This window comes from Streptomyces sp. NPDC055815 (assembly GCF_053616475.1).
Genome location: NZ_JBSHDU010000041.1, coordinates 18229 through 32761, shown reverse-complemented (window position 1 = coordinate 32761; position 14533 = coordinate 18229). Strand labels below are relative to the sequence as shown.

General features: G+C 72.1%; 16 protein-coding genes. 7 read left to right on the top strand and 9 right to left on the bottom strand.

What is annotated here, in order from left to right; genetic code table 11:
* Window positions 1–45 precede the first annotated feature (45 nt).
* Both ACWGN5_RS24665 and ACWGN5_RS24660 read left to right on the top strand, forming a co-directional pair.
* Window positions 46–1068 carry a glycosyltransferase family 2 protein gene (locus tag ACWGN5_RS24665; RefSeq protein WP_453518788.1) on the top strand — a complete coding sequence of 341 codons (1023 nt, stop codon included), beginning with the start codon at window positions 46–48 and terminating at the stop codon, window positions 1066–1068.
* Entirely contained in the window at window positions 1065–2381 is a 1317-nt protein-coding gene (locus ACWGN5_RS24660) for a polysialyltransferase family glycosyltransferase (RefSeq protein WP_453518786.1), read from the top strand. The genes ACWGN5_RS24665 and ACWGN5_RS24660 overlap by 4 nt, the downstream gene beginning before the upstream one ends.
* Before the next feature lie 65 nt (window positions 2382–2446).
* Here ACWGN5_RS24660 and ACWGN5_RS24655 read toward each other — a convergent pair whose 3' ends face one another.
* The 3 genes from ACWGN5_RS24655 to ACWGN5_RS24645 are packed head-to-tail and all read right to left on the bottom strand — an operon-like array spanning window position 2447 to window position 5600.
* Window positions 2447–3268 (bottom strand): MerR family transcriptional regulator, encoded by an 822-nt coding sequence (locus ACWGN5_RS24655; protein WP_453518783.1) that lies wholly within the window; start codon window positions 3266–3268, stop codon window positions 2447–2449.
* Between the two features lie 37 nt (window positions 3269–3305).
* Complete coding sequence (leuE, locus tag ACWGN5_RS24650; RefSeq protein ID WP_453518782.1) at window positions 3306–3959, bottom strand: leucine efflux protein LeuE; 654 nt, start codon at window positions 3957–3959, stop codon at window positions 3306–3308.
* Window positions 3960–4019: 60 nt separating this feature from the next.
* The gene (locus ACWGN5_RS24645; RefSeq protein ID WP_453518781.1) at window positions 4020–5600 is read right to left on the bottom strand and encodes an acyl-CoA mutase large subunit family protein; all 1581 of its coding nucleotides are present in this window, start codon (window positions 5598–5600) and stop codon (window positions 4020–4022) included.
* A 216-nt stretch (window positions 5601–5816) separates the two neighbouring features.
* Between ACWGN5_RS24645 and ACWGN5_RS24640 the strand changes: the two genes are divergently transcribed.
* Window positions 5817–6647: a L,D-transpeptidase family protein gene (locus ACWGN5_RS24640; RefSeq protein WP_453518778.1), complete on the top strand. Its 831-nt coding sequence runs from the start codon at window positions 5817–5819 to the stop codon at window positions 6645–6647.
* Between the two features lie 153 nt (window positions 6648–6800).
* Here ACWGN5_RS24640 and ACWGN5_RS24635 read toward each other — a convergent pair whose 3' ends face one another.
* The gene (locus ACWGN5_RS24635) at window positions 6801–7904 is read right to left on the bottom strand and encodes a hypothetical protein (RefSeq protein WP_453518775.1); all 1104 of its coding nucleotides are present in this window, start codon (window positions 7902–7904) and stop codon (window positions 6801–6803) included.
* Window positions 7904–8581, bottom strand: coding sequence for an RNA polymerase sigma factor (locus ACWGN5_RS24630; RefSeq protein ID WP_453518774.1), 678 nt, complete (start codon window positions 8579–8581; stop codon window positions 7904–7906). Before ACWGN5_RS24630 ends, ACWGN5_RS24635 begins: the two co-directional genes overlap by 1 nt.
* Before the next feature lie 414 nt (window positions 8582–8995).
* Here ACWGN5_RS24630 and ACWGN5_RS24625 point away from each other — a divergent pair, with 414 nt between their 5' ends.
* Window positions 8996–9733, top strand: coding sequence for a Clp protease N-terminal domain-containing protein (locus ACWGN5_RS24625; protein ID WP_453518771.1), 738 nt, complete (start codon window positions 8996–8998; stop codon window positions 9731–9733).
* Window positions 9734–9736: 3 nt separating this feature from the next.
* Here the strand turns inward: ACWGN5_RS24625 and ACWGN5_RS24620 are convergent, their stop codons facing one another.
* From ACWGN5_RS24620 to ACWGN5_RS24605, 4 genes are all read right to left on the bottom strand, one after another.
* A complete protein-coding gene (locus ACWGN5_RS24620; protein WP_453518769.1) occupies window positions 9737–10297 on the bottom strand; it encodes a hypothetical protein in 561 nt (186 codons plus the stop codon).
* Between the two features lie 127 nt (window positions 10298–10424).
* On the bottom strand, window positions 10425–10844 hold the full coding sequence (locus ACWGN5_RS24615) for a type II toxin-antitoxin system VapC family toxin (protein ID WP_453518768.1): 420 nt from the start codon (window positions 10842–10844) through the stop codon (window positions 10425–10427).
* Entirely contained in the window at window positions 10841–11071 is a 231-nt protein-coding gene (locus ACWGN5_RS24610) for a FitA-like ribbon-helix-helix domain-containing protein (RefSeq protein WP_453518766.1), read from the bottom strand. The genes ACWGN5_RS24615 and ACWGN5_RS24610 overlap by 4 nt, the downstream gene beginning before the upstream one ends.
* Before the next feature lie 46 nt (window positions 11072–11117).
* A complete protein-coding gene (locus ACWGN5_RS24605; RefSeq protein ID WP_453518763.1) occupies window positions 11118–12737 on the bottom strand; it encodes a beta-N-acetylhexosaminidase in 1620 nt (539 codons plus the stop codon).
* A 186-nt stretch (window positions 12738–12923) separates the two neighbouring features.
* Here ACWGN5_RS24605 and ACWGN5_RS24600 point away from each other — a divergent pair, with 186 nt between their 5' ends.
* From ACWGN5_RS24600 to ACWGN5_RS24590, 3 genes are all read left to right on the top strand, one after another.
* Window positions 12924–13472: a 2-oxo-4-hydroxy-4-carboxy-5-ureidoimidazoline decarboxylase gene (locus tag ACWGN5_RS24600; RefSeq protein ID WP_453518889.1), complete on the top strand. Its 549-nt coding sequence runs from the start codon at window positions 12924–12926 to the stop codon at window positions 13470–13472.
* Window positions 13473–13664: 192 nt separating this feature from the next.
* The gene (gene sdhC, locus ACWGN5_RS24595; RefSeq protein WP_015035721.1) at window positions 13665–14045 is read left to right on the top strand and encodes a succinate dehydrogenase, cytochrome b556 subunit; all 381 of its coding nucleotides are present in this window, start codon (window positions 13665–13667) and stop codon (window positions 14043–14045) included.
* Between the two features lie 8 nt (window positions 14046–14053).
* Window positions 14054–14533 (top strand): succinate dehydrogenase hydrophobic membrane anchor subunit, encoded by a 480-nt coding sequence (locus ACWGN5_RS24590; protein WP_329854277.1) that lies wholly within the window; start codon window positions 14054–14056, stop codon window positions 14531–14533.

Genomic DNA, 14533 nt, shown 5'->3' with positions numbered 1-14533 from the left:
CCGGCGGTCGGCGGTAATGCCGGGGCGGCGCCTAGCGTCGGCCGCGTGGTCAAGCTCTCCGTCGTCGTGCCGTTCTTCAACGTGCAGACATATGCCCCCGACACCCTCACGAGCCTGCGGGCCAACGCCCGCGAGGACTTCGAGTTCCTGCTGGTCGACGACTGCTCGTCGGACGGGACCCCGGAGCTCCTCGAACGGGCCGCGCGCGAGATCCCGGGCGCCGTCCTGATCAGGCACGAGCAGAACGAGGGCCTCGCCACGGCCCGGAACACCGGCCTGGACGCCGCCCGCGGGGAGTACATCGCCTTCCTCGACGGGGACGACTGGCTCGCGCCCGGCTACTACGAGCGGCTCGTGGCCGCCGCCGAGGAGCTGCGGTGCGACTTCCTGCGCACCGACCACGTCACGGTCACCGGCCGCAACCGAGCGGTGCGCCGGGCGCCGGTCGCCCGGCGCGGCGAGGTGCTGCGCCCCCGGGACGCGATCCTGCCCTCGCACCGGACGACCTCGGTCGACTATCCGTACGCCTGGGCCGGGATCTACCACCGGCGGCTCCTGGACCGGGGGCTTCTGCACTTCCCGCACGGCCTCCGCACGGCCGAGGACCGGCCCTGGATCTGGAAACTCCACCGCGAGGCGGAATCGTTCGCCGCGATCGGAGAACTCGGTGTGTTCTACCGGCGCGGGGTGACGACCTCACTCACCCAGATCGGTGATGTCCGGCAATTGGATTTCATCCGCGCATTCGACCAGGTGATCGAAGAAACAGCCCGGGACTCGGACGCGGATCTTCTTCTCCCCAAGGCCGTCCGCACCTATTGCGCGGTCATTTCCCATCACATCGGTTCGATCGAAAGGTTCGAACCCGAGGTCGCACGGCTGCTGAAGTCGATGAGCGCCGGCGCGCTCCGGCGGATGCCCCAGGAGGTCCTCGACGAGGCCCTGACCGCGATGGGCGGGGACCGCGCGGCGATGCTCCGCCGGCTGCGCAGGCGCCGCCCCGCACCACCGCCGGCGGCACCGGTCCGCGAGGCCGGCACGGACGCGAAGCCGGAGGTGGCCGCGTGAGCGCCCGCCGGACCACCCAGATCTTCTGCGCCTCCACCCTCTACGGCGCGGTGACGCTCGCCGCCGCCCTCGACAGCGGCTGCTTCGGGCCCGCCGACCGGCGGATCCTCCTCGTCACCAACAACGCGGCCGTCCCGGAGACGACCCCCGCCCTCGACGAGGCCGAGGGCTTCGAGCGGCTGCGCGGCCGCTTCGACTCCGTCCTGTCCTGGAACGAGACGATCTCCCCGCTCCACCCCTCCGGCTGGACCCCGCGCCCGAGCGACCTCCCGATGCTCCAGCGCCATCTGCGCAAGCTCTGGGACCTCGGCGACGACCGCGTCGAACTCGCCCTGGAATCGCTCCAGGTGACGCCCGCCCTCGCCATCGCCCAGCTGCTGCCCGACGCGCCGATCACGGCGTACGCGGACGGGCTGATGAGCTACGGGCCGACCCGCAACAAGATCGACCCGCTGATCGGCGGACGCGTGGGCCGGCTGCTCCACCTGGACCTCGTCCCCGGCCTGGAGCCGCTGCTGCTCGCCGAGTTCGGGGCGGTGCCGGAGCGGGTGGCGACGGAGGCGTTCACCAAGGTCGTGGAGGAGCTGGCGGGACCGGCGGCCTCCGCGGAGGACGGCCCGGCGCTGCTCCTCGGCCAGTACCTGGCCGCGCTGAACCTGCTGACGGCCGCCGAGGAGGAGGAGCTGCACCTGCGGATGGTCCGGGGCGCGATCGCCCGCGGCCACCGGCGGCTCGTCTTCAAGCCGCATCCGATGGCCCCGGACGCCTGGTCGCGGACCCTCGTGGCGGCGGCGGAGCACCTCGGCGCCGTCCTGACCGTCGAGGACCGGCCGGTCCTCGCCGAGGTGCTCTACCGCGAGCTGCGGCCGGCGCTGGTCGTCGGCTGCTTCTCGACCGCGCTGCTCACGGCGTCGGCGTTCTACGGGCTGCCGGTCGCCCGGGTCGGTACGCGCGCCCTCCTGGAGCGGCTCAGCCCGTTCCAGAACAGCAACCGGATCCCGCTCACGGTCGTCGACGCGGTCGTCCCGCCCCTGGAGGACCGGGAGGGCGGCGCCGGCGAGATCGGTACGGAGGAGCTCAACGACCTGGTCGCGGCGGTCGGCTTCGCGATGCAGCCGAAGATACGCCCGGAGCTGCGGGAGGCGGCGGTACGGCACCTGTCGGGGCCGCTCGCCGAGCGCACCCGGCACCACTTCACCCGCCGCCGCCTCACCGTCCTGAACCTGCCGGGGGGTCTGCCGATCCCCCGCCACCCCCAGGTCCGCCGGCTCGCGCGCCGCGCGCTGCGGCTGCGCAAGGCGCTGAAGAGGTAGCGGACCCCACCGGGACGGCGGGCCCGGGAACCCGTGCGGGGGTTCCCGGGCCCGCAGCGGTGCGATCAGGCGCGGACGATCGGCTCCTGGATCTCGGAGACCCAGCCGGCCGGGTCCTCCGGGCACTCCAGGTACAGCTCACGGGCGTAGCCGGCCGAGCGGTAGCCGTTGGTGTCGATCCAGGCGGCCAGGGTCTGCGCGGTCGGCAGGATCTCGTCCATCGAACCGCGGTGGACGATGGTGGCCGCCTCCTCGATGCCGGGCAGGACGTGCACCTCGACGCCCTCCGCGACGGTGCCCTCGGGCACGGTCGTCGCCGCGTGCACGCGGACCGAACCGTCCCCCCGGCCCGCGTCCTCGTAGTACGCGACGGCCGGGCCGAAACCGGTGACGCCCGCGGCCTCCAGGCGGCCGCACAGCTCCTCGTACAGCGGTCCGATGACCGGGGTGATGTCCTCCGGGCCGAAGCTCGCGGCGACCCCGCTCAGCTCGGCGACCCGGACGGCGGGAACCTTCTTGACGACGACGTCCTGCGTGGACATGCGTCCCTCGCTCTCGATGGCGTGGAGCCTCGCACCGACCTGGGCGAGCCGGGCCCGCGCCGCCTCCAGGGCCGCTTCCAGCTCGGCCTGGCGCAGCCGCAGCATCCCCCGCAGCTCCTCCGCGCCGATCTCGTCCCGGAGGATCGCCCCCACCTGTTCGAGGGTGAAGCCGAGGTCCTTGAGCGCGATGACGCGGTTGAGCAGGGCGAGCTGGTCCGCCGAGTAGAAGCGGTAGCCGCTGTACGGGTCGACGCGGGCCGGGCGCAGCAGTCCGATGGCGTCGTAATGGCGCAGCATCCGGACCGACACCCGCCCGTGCCGGGCGAAGTCTCCGATGGCAAACATGACGCCCCTTACGGAACGGCCTCACATGGTGTGAGGGTCAAGCACCGGCCAGGGAGAGCTTCGCGGCGAAGCCGAGGAAGAGGGCGCCGGCGGCGGTGGTGGCGCCGGCGGAGAGGCGCTTGCGGCGGCGGAACGCGGCGGCGAGGCGGGTGCCGCTGAATATCAGGGTCGTCAGGTAGAGGAAGCTGCCGAGCTGGAGCAGGGTGCCGAGGACCAGGAAGGACAGCGCCGGGTAGGCGTAGGCCGGGTCCACGAACTGCACGAAGAAGGAGATCAGGAAGAGGATCGCCTTCGGGTTGAAGAGGCTGATGATCAGCGCGCGGCGGTACGGGTGCTCGGACGGCCCGTCGTCCGGCTCGGCGGCGGACTCGGTGACGGTCTCGTGCCGGGTGCGCCACATCGCCAGGGCGGCGCGCAGCATCCCGTAGGCCATGTAGGCCAGGTAGCCCGCGCCCGCGTACTTCACGATCATGAAGAGGAGCGGGGTGGTCTGAAGCAGCGAGGCGGCACCGAGCGCGGCGAGCGTCATGAGGATCGCGTCGCCGGTGAACACCCCGGCGGCGGCCTTGTATCCGGTGCGGGTGCCCTTGCGGGCGGCGACGGACAGCACGTACAGCGAGTTCGGCCCCGGGAGGAGGATGATGAGGACGAGCCCGGCGAGATAGGTCGGAAGATCGGTGACACCCAGCATGAAGCGGAGTGTCGCATACCGGTACGACACTCCGCTTTAAATTTCAACGGGCGGAATCGGTCAGAACGCGTCGCTCGGGACGTAGGTGCCCCAGACCTCGCGCAGCGCGTTGCAGACCTCGCCGACGGTGGCGCGGGCCTTGAGGGCGTCCTTCATCGGGTAGAGGACGTTGTCCGTGCCCTCGGCGGCCTTCTTCAGCTCGGCGAGGGCCGCGTCCACGGCCTCCTGGTCGCGCTCGGCACGCAGCCTCGCCAGGCGCTCGGCCTGCTGGGCCTCGATCGCCGGGTCGACGCGGAGCGGCTCGTACGGCTCCTCGACGTCGACCGTGTAGCGGTTGACGCCGACGACCACCCGCTCGCCGCTGTCGGTCTCCTGCGCGATCCGGTAGGCCGAGCGCTCGATCTCGTTCTTCTGGAAGCCGCGCTCGATGGCGCTGACCGCGCCGCCCATCTCCTCGACCCGGCCCATCAGCTCCAGGGCCGCGGCCTCCACGTCGTCCGTCATCTTCTCGACGACGTACGAGCCGGCGAAGGGGTCGACGGTGGCGGTCACGTCCGTCTCGTACGCCAGGACCTGCTGGGTGCGCAGGGCGAGCCGGGCGGACTTGTCCGTCGGCAGGGCGATGGCCTCGTCGAAGGAGTTGGTGTGCAGCGACTGCGTGCCACCGAGGACGGCCGCGAGGCCCTGCACGGCGACCCGCACCAGGTTGACCTCGGGCTGCTGCGCGGTGAGCTGCACGCCGGCGGTCTGGGTGTGGAAGCGGAGCATCTGCGACTTGGGGTTCTTCGCGCCGAACTCCTCCTTCATCACCCGCGCCCAGATCCGGCGGGCGGCCCGGAACTTGGCGACCTCCTCCAGGATCGTCGTGCGGGCCACGAAGAAGAAGGAGAGGCGGGGCGCGAAGTCGTCGACGTCCATGCCGGCGGCGACGGCCGTGCGGACGTACTCGATGCCGTCGGCGAGGGTGAACGCGATCTCCTGCGCGGGCGAGGCACCGGCCTCGGCCATGTGGTAGCCGGAGATCGAGATGGTGTTCCACTTCGGGATCTCGGCCCTGCAGTACTTGAAGATGTCGGCGATCAGCCGCAGCGAGGGCTTCGGCGGGAAGATGTACGTGCCGCGGGCGATGTACTCCTTGAGCACGTCGTTCTGGATCGTGCCGGTCAGCTTGTCCGCCGGGACGCCCTGCTCCTCGCCGACGAGCTGGTAGAGCAGCAGGAGGAGCGCGCCGGGGGCGTTGATCGTCATCGACGTGGAGACCTTGTCGAGCGGGATCCCGTCGAACAGGACGCGCATGTCGTCGACCGAGTCGATGGCGACGCCGACCTTGCCGACCTCGCCGTGCGCGATCGGGGCGTCGGAGTCGTGGCCCATCTGGGTCGGCAGGTCGAAGGCGACGGACAGGCCCATGGTGCCGTTGGCGATGAGCTGCTTGTAGCGGGCGTTGGACTCCACCGCGGTGCCGAAGCCGGCGTACTGCCGCATGGTCCAGGGCCGCCCGGTGTACATCGAGGGGTACACGCCGCGCGTGAAGGGGTACGCGCCCGGCTCGCCCAGCTTCTCGGCGGGATCCCATCCGTCCAGGGCGTCCGGCCCGTAGACCGGCTCGATGGGCAGCCCCGACTCCGACTCGCGCGCCATGCGTTGTGCCTCCCGATAGACCTGACTGCTCAGCGGTACCGCCCCCTCGCGACGGACTGTAGTGGGGCGACGGAGGCGGCGCGCCGGGACCTTCCTCACAGGATGCGCACTCTCTTCCTCACGTGCGCAACCACACGCGCGCGGGAAGCATCCCTACGTACACACGACGCACCTCGGGGGGCAATGATGAAGCGGTCTTCGTCGGTCATACGCAGAATGGTTCTTGCGGCCGCGGCGGTGGCACTCGCCGCCGGCTGTACGCCGGACGCGGTGGGTACCGGGCCGGGCACGGGTACGGGTACGGCGCCGAGCTCGACCGCGCCCGCGCCCTCGGCCACGTCGCCGAGCGCGACGCCGACCACGGACGGCAAGCCGCCGTCGCCCACGGCCGCGCCCACCTCCGGGAAGCCCGTGCCGAAGCGGCTCATGGGCGACGGGGACGAGAACGAGCAGGTGCGCGAGCTGCAGGCGCGGCTGCGTCAGCTCGACTTCTTCGACCGGGCGCCCACCGGCTTCTACGGGACGATGACGGCGACCTCGGTGAAGAAGTTCCAGGCGCGGCGGGGGCTGCCGCAGACCGGCTCGGTCGACGAGGTGACGTGGCAGCAGCTGCTCTCCGTCACCCGGAAGCCGACCGCCGACGAGCTGAAGCCGTCGACGACGAACAAGCTGGACACCCCGGACCCGCGGTGCATGACCGGCCGGGTCATGTGCATCAGCAAGGAGAGCCGGACGCTGGCCTGGATGATCGACGGCAAGGTCGTCTCGTCGATGGACGTCCGCTTCGGCTCGGAGAACACGCCGACCCGTGAGGGCCTCTTCAAGGTCGAGTGGAAGGCGCGCGACTGGACGTCGACGATCTACCACACGCCCATGCCGTACGCGATGTTCTTCAGCCGCGGCCAGGCCGTGCACTACTCGGCGGACTTCGCGGCCCGTGGCTACGCCGGGGCCTCGCACGGCTGCGTCAACGTCCGGGACAAGGTCAAGCTCTCCGCGCTCTTCGACCAGGTGAAGCCCGGCGACAAGGTCGTCGTCCACTGGTAGGAGCGAAGGAAGAGGAAGGGGCGCGGGTGGGACCGGGGGAACGTGTCCCACCCGCGCCGAGTGCGCGGAGCCGTAGGTACGGGGGGAACCCCGGCTCACTGCGCGGCCGATGACCAGTCGGCATTTCTTACTGCGCCGACGGGCCGAGAAGTGTTACACCGCGAGCGGGAGGCGCGCCTCGGCGGTGATTCCCGCGGGCAGTGCGAGGGTGGCGCCGGTCTGGAGCTGGGCGTCCGGGAGGACGCTGCCGGCCCGGTTCCCCGAGCCGGTGGAACCGCTGTCGGTGCCGTTGGAGGTGCCGTTGGAGGTGCCGTTGGACCCGCCCTGGGAGCCGCTGCCGCGGTCGCCGTCGGAGCCGTCCTCGGAGTCGTCCTTGCCCCCGTCGCCGTTGCCGTCGCCCTTGGAGCCGTCCTGGGGCGCACCGGTGTCGCCGGAGAGGATCCGGTCGCAGTAGACGCGCAGGGTCTCGCCCTTGCGCAGGGCGCTCGTGAGCTGCTGCCGGCCGGCGGCGTCGAGCCGCCCCGTCCGGTACTCACGGCAGGCGGTGAGGGCCTTCTCGCGGGGAACGACGGAAACGCCGCCGCCGTCGCCGGAGGGCGTCCTGCCGGGCTCGGGGGTGCCCGTGCCCGGGGTGACCGTGCCGCGTCCGTCCGGGACGCGGGGGGTCGGGGTGGTGGACCCGGAGTCGGCCGAGGGGGACGAGCCGGGCGTGGGGTCGCCGCCGCCCTGTCCCGTCGGGGGCGTCTCGGGGTCCTGGCGTATGCCGGGCTCCTTGGAGACGAGCGGGTCGGTGGTCTCCCCCGCCGAGACGGAGCTGGCGGGTCCCGGGCCGCCGATCGGCAGCACACCCGTGCCGGCGGCGACGGCGACGCCGCCGACCGTGACGGCGGCGACCGCGGCGGCCAGCCCGTACCGCACGGAACGTCCCCAGCGGCGGGCCGGGGCGGTGAGCGGGGCGAGCCGGACGCGGCCCAGGTCGGCCGCGGCGGTGCGACCGGCGGACGCGGACGTGGACGCGGCGGACGCGGCGACGGCCGCGGCGGCGCGTTCGGCGGTGGCCTTGCGGAAGGCGGCGAGCGCCGCCGCCTCGCCCGGCAGTTCGGTCTGCGGGACGGCGGGGACACGGGCCGTGCCGAGGGCCTCGGCGAGGCGCTCGGCCTGGGCGCGCGCACGGTCGTCGACGGCCTCGACCGGCTCGCCGCGGAGCAGCCGCTCCGCGGCCTCCTGGTCGAGCCACTGGTACCGCTCGTCGGCCATCACATGTCCTTCTGCGTACGCGGACGTGATTGCGTCACACCGCCGGGGGCCGCGGACCCCGGTGTGCGGCCGCGTTGCGGAGGGACGCCGTCCAGGGGGACGACGGTTCCCGCGCCGTCCTCCTGCCCGTCGGCTCCGAGGAGTTCGGCGAGCTTCTTGAGCCCCCGGTGCGCGGCGGTGCGCACGGCGCCGGGGCGTTTGCCGAGGGTGTCGGCGGCGCTCTTGGCGTCGAGGCCGACGACGACGCGCAGGACGACGGCCTCGGCCTGGTCCTGCGGGAGCTGGGCGATCAGGTGCATGGTGTCGCCGGTGGCGAGGGCCTCCAGGGCTTCGCCGGCCGTGTCGGAGTCGGCGGGCTTGTCGGCGAGTTCGGTCTCGTCGGCGCCGACGGCGGGACGGCGGCCGCGCATCCGGATGTGGTCGAGGGCGCGGTTGCGGGCGATCCGGGCGGCCCAGCCGCGGAAGCGGTCGGCGTCGCCGTCGAAGCGGTCGAGGTCGCGGGCTATCTGGAGCCAGGACTCGGAGGCGACGTCCTCGGCGTCCGCCTCGCCGACCAGTGTGCGTATGTAGCCCAGCAGCCGGGGTTGCACGGCGCGGTACACAGTACGGAAGGCGTTCTCGTCCCCGTCCTGCGCAGCGAGCACCGCGGCTGTCAGCTCCGCGTCGTCCCCCAGCACTCCCCAAACCCTGTTCGTCGGTGACGTGGTCGCGCCCCGCGTCATCGCGGCTGGTCACCACCGCCACGCAGCCTCGCGCATCTGCACGCTACGTGGTGTCGCGGCGTCACGTCCACGCGGTCCGGGGTCCTTGTACAACTTGCAACCTCCGGGTGGTCCGGGAGGTGTGACAGAAACCGCACCGGCGGCGCTGATAGGAGTACGGAGCCGTGCTGCGGCTCCGTGGACGACGACCGGGGCCTCTCCTGTGGGGGGTGGCGGCCCCGGTCGTCTCCCATTTCCCCCCTTTTCTCCCTTTCTACTTTCCTTCTTTTCTCACTCTTTCTCGCGATGTCCCGCTTCCCGGGGTGGAGTACGCCCTTTGGGTGTCAACCGACCGTTGACAGTGGAGAGGTGTCAACCTAAGGTTGCCTCATGACGAATCCAGTCGGCCTGAATGTCCCTGTCCGTCTCGACGAACTCATCGAAGCCATCAAGAAGGTCCATCCGGACGCCCTGGAACAGCTCTCCGGCGCGGTCATCGCGGCGGACCACCTCGGCGACGTCGCCGACCACCTCATCGGCCACTTCGTGGACCAGGCCCGGCGCTCCGGCGCCTCCTGGACCGACATCGGCCGCAGCATGGGCGTCACCCGCCAGGCGGCCCAGAAGCGCTTCGTCCCCAAGGAGCCGGACGCGGAGAAGATGGACCCGAACGCCGGGTTCAGCCGCTTCACCCCGCGCGCCCGGAACGTGGTCATGGCCGCCCAGAACGAGGCCACCGCCGCCCGGAACGCCGAGACGGTCCCCGCCCACCTGGCGCTCGGCCTGCTCGCCGAGCCCGAGGGGCTCGCGGCGCACTGGATCACCTCGCGGGGCGTGACCCTCGACCGGGTCCGCGAGGCGGTCACGGCGACGCTGCCGCCGGCCGCCGACGAGGTGCCCGCACTCGTCCCGTACGACGCGGCGGCGAAGAAGGTCCTGGAGCTGACGTTCCGCGAGGCCCTGCGCCTCGGGCACAACTACGTCGGCACCGAGCACATCCTGCTCGCCCTCCTGGAGCACGAGGACGGGCAGGGCGTGCTGAGCGGGCTCGGCCTGGACAAGGCCACGGCCGAGCGGGAGATCGCGGAGACGGTCGCCTCGATCGCGATCCAGGCGCCCGAGGCCTGACGGTCAGGCGGTGCGGGCCCGGCGGGAGACCACCGCGCGCAGCACCCGGCCGCCCTCGACCGAGAGTTCACGCGCCCGGCGCAGTCCGGTCGGGCCGTGGGCGACCGTCTCGAGGACGGCCTGCTGGCGGCGGAGCTCCCCGGCGAGCAGCGGGCCCGCGCCGTCCGCGTCCCCGGCCCGGCAGCGCTCGACGAGGCCGTCGGGCACGCCGGCCGCGTCGAACCGCCCGTGCAGGGCGAGCGCCGCCACGGAGCAGTCCGAGGCCCAGGCGCGCAGGGCCTCGGCGGTCCAGGCCGCCGGGGCTTCGGCGAGCATGGCGCGTACGGCTCCGGCCTCCTCCGTACCGTCCACGTGGAGCTCGACCCGGGCCTTGGCGACGGCCTCGCCCCAGGCGCCGCCGTCGCCGCGCGCGACGGCGGCCCACACGGGGCGCAGGGCGTCGGCCCGGTCGGGGGCGAGCAGCGGCAGACAGCGGTCGAGGCAGGCGAGTCCGGCCGCGGCCAGTCCTCGCTCGTCGGCCCCGTCGATCAGTTCCAGCAGGCTCCGGCCGTTCACCGACGTCATGGACGCCTCCTCGCCACCCGATGCGGACGCAGTACTTCCACTACTGCGCCGGAGGGCGCTTTTTCGTCACTGCGCGGCCGGAATCATGCCAGTGGCCTTGGCGTGCTGCATAGAGGTCGGACGGGCCCTACACCCCGTGGGTCCTGTCGTTGAACACTTCGACCGGACACTTGGCCCGGGTGGCCCGCGCGCCGTCCCTGATCCGGCCGTCACTCGTCACCAGCGGCACGTCGTACCCCTCGGCGAGCGCTACGTACACCGCGTCGTACGCGGTGAGGTTCGCGTACAGCTCCCGTACGCGCGGCAGCAGGAACAGGTGCTCCGACCTGCGCAGCGGGAGTTCGGCGAAGGCCGCGCAGGCGTCGTCCAGCTCCCGGTCGGTGAGCTTGCCGCCACGATGTCGGCCAAGGAGCGCGGACGTCACCTCGACGTCCACCAGGTACGGGGCCAGCAGGCGCTCCCCCTTCACCCGCTCCCGCAGCGCCGTGCCGACCGGTCCCGCGTCGGAGACCAACATGACCAGCGCACCGGCATCCACGACGATCACTCGCGCCGCCTTCCCCGGTCGATCTCGTCCAGCACATCCTCGGTGGAGAGGTGCGCCGTGGCCCGGTCCTGAATGCGGGCGATCACGCTCTCCAGTGACGGCGTCGCGGCTTCTTGCTCCAGCAGGGTCCGCGCGTACGCCTGCAGCGACTGCCGGTTGCGGGCGGCCCTTATCTTCAGCTCGGTCAGCGCTTCCTCGGACAGGTCTCGCACGTAAAGAGTGGCCATGCAACAAGTCTAGTCGCACAGCCAGCAATCTGCTGGCACATGCGGCTCAGCGCACCTTCTCCGCCAAGGCCCTGAACTGCTCCCAGGTCAGCGTCGGTTTCGCCGGGTCCCAGACCTTCTGCGCGAGGGCGGTGAGCGGGAGCCGGATACCGGCCGCGACCTGGGCCTGCGTCTGGGCCCTCGGCAGGTCGCCCCAGACCGCGAAACGGGCGCCCAGGATCTGGGAGTCGTACCGCGCCGGCACCGCGGTCCGGCCGCGGACGACGAGCGGTGTCCACTCCTCGTAGATCCGGCGGCCGGTGGGGTACGTGAACTTGTTGGGCTGGCCGAGGACGTAATACAGGTACAGGTCGTTGAGGTTGACCAGCTTGCGGCCCGCGCTCAGGTACGCGACGGGCTGCCGGGCGCCGATCTCCTTGCCCGTCCAGTACTCGACCTCGATGTCCTTGGCCGCGGTCGCCACCCCGCCCGTGAAGAAGCCGTCGTTCCAGGCCTTGGGGATCTTGCCGGCGGGCCGGACGACGGCCGCGCGGTCGTTCAGCCAGCCGGTGGCGAGGTCCTGGACGCGGCCGGAGGGCCCGTACTTCGCGCGCGCGGCCCGGGCCAGCTCCGGGTAGGTCGCCTCGGGGTTCTTCGACATGAGGGCGACGTACTCGTCGGCGCCGAGGTGGAACCAGGCGCCGGGGAACAGCTGGGCGTACTCGCGCAGCAGGTCGTCGACGATCCGCGCCGAGTCGGGGTCGGAGATGTCCACGGCCCCGCGCGGGGTCCGGCCGCTCGCGCTGACGAGCTGGAGGTCCGGGTGGGCGGCGATGACGGCCCCGAGGTGCCCCGGCGAGTCGATCTCGGGGACGACGGTGATGTGCCGGCTCGCCGCGAGCGCGAGGATCCGGCGGACCTCGGCCTTGGTGAGGTGCTGGGCCGAGACGACCTCGGGGTGGCTCCGGGACTCGATCCGGAAGCCCTGGTCGTCGGAGAAGTGCAGTTGGAGCTGGTTGAGCTTGAGGTCGCCCATCTCGCGGATGCGGTCCTCGATCCAGGCGGCCGTGAAGGGCTTGCGGGCGATGTCGAGGTTGAGTCCGCGCTGCGGCTTCGCCGGGCGGTCGGTGACGGTCCCCTCGGGCATCGCGCCGGTGGCCTTGACCGACTGTTTGAGGGTGCGGGTGCCGTAGAACACGCCGGCCTCGTCGGGACCCGCGATCCGGACGCGGCCGTCGCGGACCGTCAGGGTGTACGACTCGGGGGCGCCCGCCCCGCCCACGGCCAGCTCCACGTCCCCGGGTCCGGGCGCGGCGGCGCCGCGGTACGGGATGCCGAGCTCCCCCGCGATCAGCCGGCCCTCGTCGGCGAGGCCCTCGCTGTTCGCGGCGAGGACGACCCCGCCCGTGGGCGCGGGCTTCCAGCCGGGGCCGCGGGCGGCCTCGTGGGCGCGGACGGAGGGGATCGTGCGCGGCGCGGTCGAGAGGGGGTAGGTCTTCGTCGGCGTCGGTGTCGGGCTGGGCGGCGGGGTGCTCGCGGGCACGCTGCTCGCGGAGGTGCCGGTGCCGGTGCCCGTGCCGGTCGGACCTGACGGAGAATCGTTCGAGCAGGCCGCCACGGTGGCCAGTGCCACCGCGGTCGCCAGAAGTGCGGGGCCCCGGCGAGGCCCCCGGAAGGAGTAACGCATCACTCGGATCCTCCCCCACCGACGAGGGTCCGACCAGTCGACGGAGCCGGAACCCGATCGTCCATCATGTGTTCCGAAACTCTCCCTTCCGGGTGAAATTCGCGCATCCGTCGGACACTTCCCTCATCCCGTCGATAACGTTGCGTCACGCCCACCCCACCCGACCCGGAGTAACCGGAGCCCACGCTGAGCAGCGACACCCACGCCCCCTGCCGGAAGCCGGGTTCCACGGACACGCCTGCGATACCTGCCCAGCAGGGCGCGGCCCGGCACCTCTCGGGGCTCGTCCGCTTCAACGCCGCGCCGGCCGGGGCCGCGGAGGCGCTCCTGTTCGGCTGCTGCGCGAGCCGGCGCTGGGCCGAACGGGTGAGCGCGCACCGCCCGTACCCGACGCTCGACGCGCTGCTCGCCGCCGCGGACGAGGCCTCCTACGACCTGTCGCGGGCCGAGCTGGACGAGGCGCTGGCCGCCGAGTCCGCCACCGCCCCGCACCCCGACGCCCCGCCGGCGGCCCTCATGGCGCTGGGCGCCGCGCACGCCGCGTACGAGAGCCGCTTCGGGCACGCGTTCGTGATCAGCCTGGACGGAGTCCGGCCCGAGGAGCGCCTCGACCGCGTACTGGCCGGTATCCGGTCACGTCTCGGCAACGAACCGGAGGAGGAACGGGTGGTGGCCGCCGACGAACTCCGCCGACTCGCCCGCGCCCGCCTCACCTTCGGCGTCACCACACCGTGAATTCGTCCGGAATGCGGCGATTCGGTGCTGTGCGATAGCCCGTCCGTGCCTGTTTGATCACACCGATGGACCCCGCGCGAGCGAACCGACAAGTCGTCGCTACGATGACCGGGGCCGGTGGACCGTACCCGGCCGGGTCTGACCGACAGAGAAGCCGGCCGGCCCTGATCCCCGCTCCCGGAGGGTTTTTCCGTGCCGGCTGGAACGCTGTACCGCGGCCGGGAAGGAATGTGGAGCTGGGTGGCTCATCGAGTCACCGGCGTCCTCATCTTCTTCTTCCTGTTCGTACACGTGCTGGACACCGCTCTCGTCCGCGTCTCCCCCGAGGCGTACGACGAGGTCGTCGCGACCTACAAGACGCCGATCGTCGCTCTTCTGGAGTACGGCCTGGTCGCCGCCATCCTCTTCCACGCGCTGAACGGCCTCCGGGTCATCGCCGTGGACTTCTGGTCCAAGGGCCCGCGCTACCAGAAGCAGATGCTCTGGACCGTCGTGGGCATCTGGGTCGTGCTGATGGCGGGCTCGCTGTACCCCGTCCTCGGCCACGCCGCACGTGAACTGTTCGGGAGCTGACGCCACTCATGTCTGCTGACACGACCTCCGCAGCGATCGGCCCCGTCGAGGGCGGCGCGCACTACGACGTGGACAACCCCGCGCCGTACATCGAGGCCCCCCGCAAGCGCACGGGCAAGACCCCGCGCGCGACCCGCGGCAACTTCGAGATGGCCGCGTGGCTCTTCATGCGCCTCTCGGGCGTGGTCCTCGTCGTCCTGGTCCTCGGCCACCTGCTGATCCAGCTCTTCCTGGACGGCGGCGTCTCCAAGGTCGGCTTCGCCTTCGTGGCCGGCCGCTGGGCGTCCCCGTTCTGGCAGGTCTGGGACCTGCTGATGCTCTGGCTCGCCATGCTGCACGGCGCCAACGGCCTCCGTACGGTCATCAACGACTACGCGGAGCGGGCCAACACGCGCCTGTGGCTCAAGGGCCTGCTGTACACCGCCACGGTGTTCACCATCCTTCTGGGCACGCTGGTGATCTTCACCTTCGACCCGAACATCCGCTAG